Source organism: Tateyamaria sp., assembly GCF_039945315.1.
In the GTDB taxonomy this organism is placed as follows: domain Bacteria; phylum Pseudomonadota; class Alphaproteobacteria; order Rhodobacterales; family Rhodobacteraceae; genus Tateyamaria.
Window position 1 is genome coordinate 1 of sequence record NZ_JBDUXB010000043.1, and the last position, 8,954, is coordinate 8,954.

General features: G+C 55.0%; 8 protein-coding genes and 1 pseudogene. 8 read left to right on the plus strand and 1 reads right to left on the minus strand.

All coding sequences use genetic code 11. The features are described from left to right. Positions 1-233 precede the first annotated feature (233 nt). The gene (locus tag ABJD00_RS13465) at positions 234-1,118 is read right to left on the minus strand and encodes an HAD-IIA family hydrolase (protein ID WP_413849389.1); all 885 of its coding nucleotides are present in this window, start codon (positions 1,116-1,118) and stop codon (positions 234-236) included. A gap of 235 nt (positions 1,119-1,353) precedes the next feature. Here ABJD00_RS13465 and ABJD00_RS13470 point away from each other — a divergent pair, with 235 nt between their 5' ends. From ABJD00_RS13470 to ABJD00_RS13505, 8 genes and pseudogenes are all read left to right on the plus strand, one after another. Then, on the plus strand, positions 1,354-2,133 hold the full coding sequence (locus tag ABJD00_RS13470) for a DeoR/GlpR family DNA-binding transcription regulator (protein WP_413849391.1): 780 nt from the start codon (positions 1,354-1,356) through the stop codon (positions 2,131-2,133). Then, positions 2,130-3,149 carry an ABC transporter ATP-binding protein gene (locus ABJD00_RS13475; RefSeq protein WP_413849393.1) on the plus strand — a complete coding sequence of 340 codons (1,020 nt, stop codon included), beginning with the start codon at positions 2,130-2,132 and terminating at the stop codon, positions 3,147-3,149. The genes ABJD00_RS13470 and ABJD00_RS13475 overlap by 4 nt, the downstream gene beginning before the upstream one ends. Positions 3,150-3,197: 48 nt before the next feature. Beyond that, complete coding sequence (locus ABJD00_RS13480; protein WP_413849395.1) at positions 3,198-4,466, plus strand: ABC transporter substrate-binding protein; 1,269 nt, start codon at positions 3,198-3,200, stop codon at positions 4,464-4,466. A gap of 65 nt (positions 4,467-4,531) precedes the next feature. Continuing rightward, a complete protein-coding gene (locus tag ABJD00_RS13485) occupies positions 4,532-5,425 on the plus strand; it encodes a carbohydrate ABC transporter permease (RefSeq protein WP_413849397.1) in 894 nt (297 codons plus the stop codon). Continuing rightward, positions 5,422-6,231, plus strand: a complete 810-nt coding sequence (locus tag ABJD00_RS13490; protein WP_108839282.1) for a carbohydrate ABC transporter permease — start codon at positions 5,422-5,424, stop codon at positions 6,229-6,231. Before ABJD00_RS13485 ends, ABJD00_RS13490 begins: the two co-directional genes overlap by 4 nt. Further along, positions 6,228-7,019: a phosphodiesterase gene (locus ABJD00_RS13495; protein WP_413849400.1), complete on the plus strand. Its 792-nt coding sequence runs from the start codon at positions 6,228-6,230 to the stop codon at positions 7,017-7,019. Before ABJD00_RS13490 ends, ABJD00_RS13495 begins: the two co-directional genes overlap by 4 nt. Positions 7,020-7,047: 28 nt before the next feature. Further along, positions 7,048-8,703 (plus strand): Na/Pi cotransporter family protein, encoded by a 1,656-nt coding sequence (locus tag ABJD00_RS13500; protein WP_413849402.1) that lies wholly within the window; start codon positions 7,048-7,050, stop codon positions 8,701-8,703. A gap of 139 nt (positions 8,704-8,842) precedes the next feature. Then, a pseudogene (locus tag ABJD00_RS13505) lies at positions 8,843-8,954 on the plus strand (IS6 family transposase); the annotation flags it as partial.

Consider the following 8,954-nt stretch of genomic DNA (forward strand, 5'->3'; position numbering starts at 1 on the left):
TCAGGAACGCCACCTCTACTCACGACAAAACTTCAAGCTGAACCGAAGCGCCGCTCTCATCGAGTGGCGGCAACTTTGTTCCGGATAAGTTCAAGCCCTTGGCGGCAAACTGAGACTAGTTCGAATCCGTCTGACAGCACCAATTTTGCGTTAATATAACCCGCCCGGTCGGCAAGTTTCTCGCTTGCTCGCCAGCAATAGACCCCCGGCAAAACGTAGAAATGCGAAGTTGTTCAGATTCGTCTGACTCGCCAATCAGCAAAGAGGCCAGCCTGCTGGGAGAATGGTTGTGTGTCGAAGCCTGAAAATAGGCCATCTTGGGTGACAAGCACGGTGCGCCAACCGCGTGCCGCTGCGCCCAATATATCAGTGTGAAGCGTATCACCGCACATTGCTATGCGACTCGGTATCAACGTCGGGAGAGATGCCTCGATCAGGTCGTAGACTTCTGGAAAGGGCTTTCCAAAGAATTGGACGTGGTCGGGGAACAGGTCGGCAACCTTATGGCCGTAATGCCCGGGTTCAACGGAAAACCCATCATCGCGCGGGGCGGCCAGATCCGCGTTTCCGACCAGCAATGTTCTTGGGCGTTCCCGCATGGCTGCTTCTAACAAATCCTGCCGCGAACCGGTCCAGTCAGCTGTAGACAGAAACAGAAACTGGTCGACTTGGTGATAGTCTGCCGAGTTGTCCCTAAGGCGTGTCACCGGCACCGGAAGGTCGGTTAATTGATCGGTGTCAGCCGCAATTACACCCCAATGCCCCTCGCTCAGCTTTTGCAGGGTCGCTTCCCGACTGGTGATGATTTCCTCGTCTTTGATCCGCAATCCTAAGCGTTTAAACTTGGAAATGGCACCATCACGATCATAACTGGCGGCGTTGGTAAGAATGCGGATTTCACAGCCCTTTTCGCGCAGTTGGTCCAACCTTTTGTCCGCACCAGGGATCATCGTTTCACCGACATTCAGCACGCCAAAGGCATCGAAAACGAACGCATCCACTTGGTCCGCAATCTCAAGCAATGACTGTATTTCGACTGATCTGTCGCGCGGTTCGACCTCTGGAAAGCGAGCGCGGACTTCCTGATAGCGGTCAAAAATCGACTTAGTTGTCAGCATGCTATTTTTCCCGGTTTCAGGTCAGGTGCTTGTCCTCACTTTAGGGAAAAATGCTTACAGAGAAACCCAAAACAACAAAACAACAAAAAATTTTGCGACGAGCTCATGAATTTCTCAAATAAGTCAATAAATTGGCCAAGGGATCATGCTTACTGGTGATGCAGGGGGATTAAAATGTTGTTTTGTTGCTTTTTGATCGCTAACGTTGCGGCAGGCTCATTACCGGGGGAGTTGAATGTCATCCAAGAAGCAAAGGCGGCGCGAAGCAATCTCGGCTTTGGTTTTGGAGCAGGGAGCAGTCACCGTTGGCTCTTTGGCGGAACGCTTTGACGTTTCAATGCAAACGATCCGTAGGGATGTGGATACACTATGTGAAAGTGACATGCTTCACCGTGTTCATGGCCGGATCGAGCTCAGCGAAGAGTTTCTGAACACGCCATTTGACCAACGAGCTGGCACGAATCTGTTGGGTAAGCGCGCGATAGGAGAGGTCACAGCCAATCTAATTCCAGATGGTGCCACGTTGTTTATCTCGATTGGCTCGACACCGCTTAGCGTGGCGCAGGCGATGCGGCGCCACAAAGGTTTGACGGTTATCACCAACAATCTCAGTGCCGCGATGGCACTGAGTGAGGAGGTATCAAACCGGATCATCTTACCCGGAGGCGAAGTGCGATTGCCGGACCGTGACATACTGGGAAACGATGTTCTTGAATTCTTTGGGCGTTTTCGGGCTGAGTATGCTGTTTTTGGGTCCGCTGGCGTTGCTGACGATGGTGGTCTGCTGGAATTCCACACCACCGAGGTGCGCGCGACACAAAAGATTTGTGAAAATGCGCGACAGTCGTTCCTGGTGGTCGACTGTTCAAAATTCGGGCGGCAAGCGCCTGCGTTGGGCGGCAATGTAGCAGACTTGGACAGGGTCATCATTGACCGGCAGCCGGGCGAACAATTCGCTCCTTTGTTAGACAGAATTGAAGACAAGCTGATCGTGGCTGAAGGGCAAAAGACGTGAAATCATCTCCATTTGTAAAGCTCGACGGTGTGGCAAAGCGTTGGAACGGCCAGTTGGGCGTCGAAGGAATTACCCTCGATATTCCTGAGGGCAGCTTTACTGCGCTGCTTGGGCCGTCGGGATGCGGAAAGTCGACGACACTGCGTCTCTTGGCGGGGCTGGAATTGCCGGACGAGGGCAAGATTCTGATTGACACCAAGGACGTGACGACCAGTGCGGCGTCCGATCGAAACCTTTCGATGGTTTTTCAGTCCTATGCGTTGTTCCCTCATCTTTCCGTGGCGGAAAATGTTGTGTTCGGTTTGAAAGTCCGGCGTGTCCCGAAGAAAGAGCGCATGGAGAAGCTTCATCGCGCCTTGGAGATAACAGGACTGCTCGGGTTGGAAGATCGCAAACCGGGAGAATTGTCGGGAGGACAGCGTCAGCGCGTTGCATTGGCTCGCGCCATCGTCGCCGGGCAGCGCTTGTGCCTGATGGACGAGCCGCTGTCGAACCTTGATGCAAAACTGCGCAACGCTGTGCGCAAGGACATCAAGAAACTCCAACGCGATCTTGGCATTACGGTCGTATATGTCACCCATGACCAGACCGAGGCCATGAGCATGGCCGATACTGTCGTGCTGATGAAAGACGGACACATCCAGCAGGTCGGCGCACCTGAAGATCTTTACAGCAGACCCAACAACACCTTTGTCGCCGAGTTCGTAGGGGCGCCGCCCATGGCACTGCTTGAGGCGGACGTTCTCGATGGGTTTGGCGAAGGTAAAACAATCGGCATCAGGGCCGAAAACATTCAAATCGTCCCCAAGGGTGATGGGCGCATGCGCTGCACCGTCACCGAAAGCGAATTTCTGGGCGCGGAAACTCTGATCGGGCTTGATCACGCAGGTGCAACCGGGTTGTGCGTGCTGAAGCCCGGGCTGGCGATGATGGCCGAGGGCAACGAGATCGACATCACATTTAACGACGAAAATCTGCACGTGTTTGACGTGAACGGCCAAAGGCTGGCGGGGTGACCCCTGTCCGGCCAAGAAAATGACGACTGAAAACCAAGGGAGAGAGTAATGAAACTATTTTCGACAACAGGACTGGGGCTTGCAACCGCAATGGCCGCTGGTCTGGCAATACCGGCAACAGCCGAGACTGAATTGACGATGTACTATCCAATTGCGGTTGGTGGTGCGTTGACCGAAGTGGTGGATGGCATCGTCGCCGACTTTGAGGCGGCAAACCCGGACATTAAAGTTAATGCAATCTATTCGGGCAACTACGATGACACCCGCGTGCGCGCTTTGTCGGCGCTGGCATCAGGCGAGCCAGCACAACTGGCTGTTATGTTTTCGATCGACGCCTATGACCTGATCGAGCAAGACCTGATCCTTCCGTTTGAGGAAGTTGCGTCCACTGACGCAGATAAGGAATGGCTGCAAAGCTTTTACCCGGCGCTGATGGCAAATGGCAAAATCGAGGGGCAGACATGGGGCATCCCGTTCCAGCGCTCGACCATCGTGGCTTACTACAACAAAGACATGTTCCGAGCTGCTGGCCTTGACCCCGAAGCGCCTCCAACAACGTGGGATGAGATGATCGAGATGGGCAAGGCCCTGACCGAGGGCGACACTTACGGTGTGATGATCCCATCCACCGGCTATCCCTACTGGATGTTCCAGGCGCTCGCGATCCAAAACGGCAAGGAAGTGATGTCCGGCGATGGCCTGACGACCTACTTCGATGACCCAACCGTCGTGGAAACGCTGGAGTTCTGGAAATCACTCTCGACAGAGCACGGCATCATGCCGACGGGCACCGTCGAATGGGGCACATTGCGTCAGGCGTTTCTTGAGGGCCAGACCGCGATGATGTGGCATTCGACCGGAAACCTGACCGCGGTGAAGAATGGTGCAAGCTTTGACTTTGGTGTCGCAGAACTCCCGGCCAATGTGCGCAAGGGTTCGCCCACGGGTGGCGGCAACTTCTATCTGTTCAAGGAAACAACGGACGAAGAACGTGCCGCAGCCCTAAAGCTGATGCAGTTCATGACGTCGCCCGAGCAGGCCGCAGCCTGGTCAATTGGAACTGGCTACATGGGTGTGTCGTCGGCAGCTTATGAGACCGAAGCGCTCAAGGCTTACACCGCTGAATTCCCGCCGGCGCTTGTTGCACGCAACCAACTGGAAAACGCCGTGGCCGAATTTTCGACCTTCGAGACCGCCCGGGTGCGGGACGGTCTGAACAACGCGATCCAATCTGCGTTGACAGGAGCGAAAGAGCCGGCTGAGGCCCTCGCCGAAGCGCAGGCCGCTGCGGAGCGCCTGCTTAAAGACTATCAGTAACGTCAACTTTGGGCCGGTGCGCATTGCGTGTCGGCCCAATCTTTGCAGTTTCCCGGAGATGCGCCATGCCTGCCCATGCCAACCTAGAACGCCGTAGGCAGGCCATTTATGGCTGGCTGCTGCTTTCGCCCGCGGCTGTGCTGCTGACACTATTTGCGTTCTATCCGTCTATCGCGACCCTGTGGTCGAGCATGTTTTCGCGCGGTACCCGCCGCAAACCCACAGAGTTCGTAGGCACCGAAAATTACGCCGAACTCTTTGCTGATCCGACCTTCTGGCTCGTGGTCAAGAACAACCTTCTTTATGCAGGCGTCACGATACCAGTGTCGATCTTCATTGCCCTATCGATGGCACTTTGGGCAAATGGCAAAATCCGCGCGCGCGGATTTGTGCGAACCGCATATTTTACGCCAACCGTTCTGCCGATGATCGCCGCTGCGAACCTTTGGCTGTTCTTTTACACCCCCGGCCTCGGTGTTCTAGACCAGATTGGCAGCCTCTTTGGATTGCCCTCGGTCAACTGGCTGGGCCAGCCTGAAACGGCGCTCTGGGCTATCATCATTGTGACGATCTGGAAGGAAGCAGGGTTCTTCATGATCTTCTATCTTGCCGCCTTGCAAACAATCCCGGAGGATTTGAAAGAAGCCGCCGATATCGAAGGGGCCAGTCGCTGGACCTATACGCGGCGCATTGTTTTGCCGCTGTTGATGCCTACGACGCTGTTCATCGCGGTGAATGCGATGATTAACTCAGTCAAGTTGATCGACCACCTCTTTATCCTGACCAAGGGCGGTCCGTCGGACGCTTCCAAACTGATCCTCTACTATATCTGGGAGATGGCTTTTGCCTTCTTCGATGCCCCAAGCGCAGCAGCCATGACGATCATGGTCATTGCAGTGCTGGGGATCGTGGCGGCGGTGCAGTTCTTCTATCTTGATAAAAGGACGCATTACCAATGAAGAGCCTGACCAAATTCATGGACAGCTTTGGCGCGATCCTGCTGGCGATTATCTGGATAGCACCCCTGTTGTTCGCCTTCTGGGCGGCCACACACTCGACTTCGGATGCAGTTAACCTGAACCTCTTTTCGCCCTGGACGCTTGAGAATTTTCGGGTGGCTTGGTCGGGTGCCCCATGGCTGAAGTATTTCATCAATACCTTCCTGCTTGTCACTGTGATCCTGATTGGGCAATTCTTTCTGACGACGCTTGCAGGGTTTGCGTTTGCGCAATTGCAGTTCCCGGGCAAAGATTTTGTGTTCATTCTGGTGCTGATGCAGCTTTTCATCCTGCCCGAAGTTCTGATTGTAGAAAACTACGCCATGATTTCTCGGCTTGGGCTGTTCGATACGATCCTTGGTGTCGGTATGCCCTACATGGCCAGCGCATTCGGTATTTTCCTCATGCGCCAAGCATTCAAAGGCGTTCCCATCGAGTTGCATGAGGCGGCCCGGATAGAGGGCTGCGGGCTCTTGGGTATCTTGTGGCGGGTCTATGTGCCTTTGGCGAAGCCCACCTATCTGGCCTACGCACTGGTGTCTGTCTCGACCCACTGGAACAATTTCCTGTGGCCATTGATCGTGACTAATTCGCCCGAGACGCGGCCCCTAACCGTTGGTTTATCGATCTTCGGAGCACCGGAGAATGGCGTTGATATTAGTATCATCTCTGCTGCAACCCTGATGTCCGTTGCACCTTTGCTGATCGCTTTCCTGATCTTCCAACGTCAATTTGTGCAGGCCTTCCTGCGCGCAGGGATCAAATGACGGCGATCCTGCAAATCTCGGACACCCACATTGTGCCCGAGGGCGTATTGGTGTCGGGTAGGCTGGATACCTCGGATGCGCTGGCGCGACTTGTTGAGCGGATCGGCGGTATCCTTGATCAGATTGGCCCCATTGATGCTCTGCTTGTCAGCGGCGACCTGAGCGATGACGGCTCTGCCGAAAGCTACACTCGGTTCAAATCACTGATCGCACCATTGGGCCTGCCGTTATGTGTCGTCCCTGGCAACCACGACAAACGAGATACGATGCGGGCTGCCTTTCCCAAAAGCTTGCCGGAAGCTGGTGCACTCGACTGGTCCCGACAGATTGGTAACCTCCAGCTGATTGGCCTAGATACCCTGGTCGAAGGGCAGGGTGGAGGCACCTTGTCGCCTGATACTCTTGCTTTCCTGCAAAGTGCATTGGCAAAAGCAGACGGCGGGCCTGTGCTTCTGGCGCTGCATCATCCACCTTTTACGTGTGGAATCCGGTTCATGGACGACATCGGACTAACTAACAGGGATGCCCTTGGTGAAGTTTTGACAGATTATAGAGGTGCACTGCGGTTGGCCTGTGGCCATATCCACAGTATAATTGTTAGCGATTTTGCCGGCCATATTGCACTGTCTGCGCCGTCACCATGCAGTACTTTTGCCCATGATCGCCGTCCGGATGCACCTGTGGGCTATATGACGCAGGAAGATGGGTGTTTGCTGCATCGGTGGGACAGCGGGTTCCAGTCTATTCGCATTGGGCCGGTTGCTGGAACGGGGCCCTTTCCCTTCTGATCCGGCCAATTGATAGAAAGTAATACTGGTGAGCGAACCACATGTACTCCAGATTCTGATACACATCGGAGGTGCAGCGGCCCTGTTGATCTGGGCCGTTCGGTTGGTGCGAACTGGGGTCGAGCGCGGATTTGCAGCGCCGATGCGCATTTGGCTGCGACATTCAGCGCGGAATAGATTTCTTGCGGCGGCAACAGGAATGGGCGCGGCCGTTCTGTTGCAAAGCGCCACTGCCGTCGCTGTTCTGGTGTCCAATTTCGTGTCCAAGGGGGGGCTGGCGACTGCGACCGGGTTGGCAATCTTGCTGGGTGCAGATGTAGGGTCCGCCGTCGTGACGCAGCTTTTGGTCGTGCGACAACCTATTCTGATCCCGCTGTTGCTTGTCGTCGGGGTGACCGTGTTTTTGCGCGGAGAAGGCAGCAACACGCGGCAGGTCGGGCGGATCATGATCGGGCTTGCGCTGATCTTTGTGTCGCTGGACATGATCCGTGGCGCGACAGAACCAATGATATCGAACCCCGGCACACAGGCTGTCATGGCATACCTTGGCCGGGACCTTTTGACTGCTTTCGTCATTGGTGCAGTCTTTGCGTGGGGCGTGCATTCAAGCGTTGCCGCCGTGCTGTTGTTTGTAACATTGGCCGGCCAGTCCATCCTGCCGGTGCCGGCCGCTGCCGCAATGATCCTTGGGGCCAATTTGGGTGGAGGATTCATTGCATTTCTTCTGACCTATTCGGCACCATTGGCGTCGCGACAGATGATAATGGCCAATCTGATCCTGCGGGGGGGCGGTGCCGCGCTTGCGGCCTTCCTGATCGCTGCAATGCCGGACCTCATGAGCCAGCTTGGCGCAACGCCAGCCCGGCAAGCTATAAATCTGCATCTTGCCTTTAACGTGGTTCTGGCCGTGCTTGCGCTTCCGTTTGTAGGGCCGGTTACAGCAGTGCTGTCTTATTTCATGGTTGATAAACCCAACCCCAACGGCGCCATGACGATTTCCAGCGCGCTTGACCCGGCACTGTTGGACCGCCCGCAACGTGCGATAGACTGTGCTGCGCGCGAACTGCTTGGGATGGGGCAAAAGATCGAACAGATGCTCCACGCGGTTGAACCTCTTTATGATCAGTGGAGCGCGGCCACCGCCAACATGGTCGCGGACCAGGACAAGGCCATCAAACAGACGCATCTGGATATCAAACTCTACCTTGCCCACCTTGGCCAAAAGGGGATGGATGAGGAATTGAGCAGACGTTCAATGGAGCTTGCCTCGATTTCATCCAACCTCGACTCTGCGTCCGATGCCATCGCTCGGATCATGCTTGAGTTGGCCAGACGTCTGGATATGCAAAAACTGCAATTCTCTCCACAGGGACGTGAAGAAATCCGTGATTTTTCAGACCGTGTTCAAAGCAACGTTCAGCTTGCCCTGAATGTAATGATGAACCAGAACCCGGCCGAGGCACGAGAGTTGGTCGCGGCCAAGGAAAAGGTGCGTAAAGTCGAGCAAAAATTGCAGCGCAGCCATATCGGTCGTTTGCGCGAAGGGCTCGTCGAAAGTATCGAGACCAGCAATATTCACCAGGAAACACTCCGGGCGCTGAAGCAGGTCAACACCGCGTTTTCAATGGTGGGCCATCCAATCCTTCAGAAATCCGGGGATTTGTTAAAAAGCCGCCTTGCTTAGGATCAAATACGGCATTGTCAGAGGAAACCGGCTTGAGGCAGGCGGGGTGGTTCCGTAACTTCTTGGGATGACCAAACCCAATGGTCTTGTCAGAAAGATTCCAGTTGAGACGGGCAGGGCGGCCTCGTAGCGTCTGAACATGACCAAACCTAACCCTTTCAAGGGCTTTCAAAGCAGCCCGGAAATCATTCGCCTGGCGGTGATGTTGTACATTCGGTTCCCGCTGTCTCTCCGCAATGTTGAGGATCTGC

Bases quoted from the DNA above. Each gene is read 5' to 3' on its own strand.
- ABJD00_RS13495 (WP_413849400.1), top strand. From the start codon at position 6,228: ATGACGGCGATCCTGCAAATCTCGGACACCCACATTGTGCCCGAGGGC.
- ABJD00_RS13470 (WP_413849391.1), top strand. From the start codon at position 1,354: ATGTCATCCAAGAAGCAAAGGCGGCGCGAAGCAATCTCGGCTTTGGTT.
- ABJD00_RS13465 (WP_413849389.1), bottom strand. From the start codon at position 1,118: ATGCTGACAACTAAGTCGATTTTTGACCGCTATCAGGAAGTCCGCGCT.
- ABJD00_RS13485 (WP_413849397.1), top strand. From the start codon at position 4,532: ATGCCTGCCCATGCCAACCTAGAACGCCGTAGGCAGGCCATTTATGGC.
- ABJD00_RS13490 (WP_108839282.1), top strand. From the start codon at position 5,422: ATGAAGAGCCTGACCAAATTCATGGACAGCTTTGGCGCGATCCTGCTG.
- ABJD00_RS13480 (WP_413849395.1), top strand. From the start codon at position 3,198: ATGAAACTATTTTCGACAACAGGACTGGGGCTTGCAACCGCAATGGCC.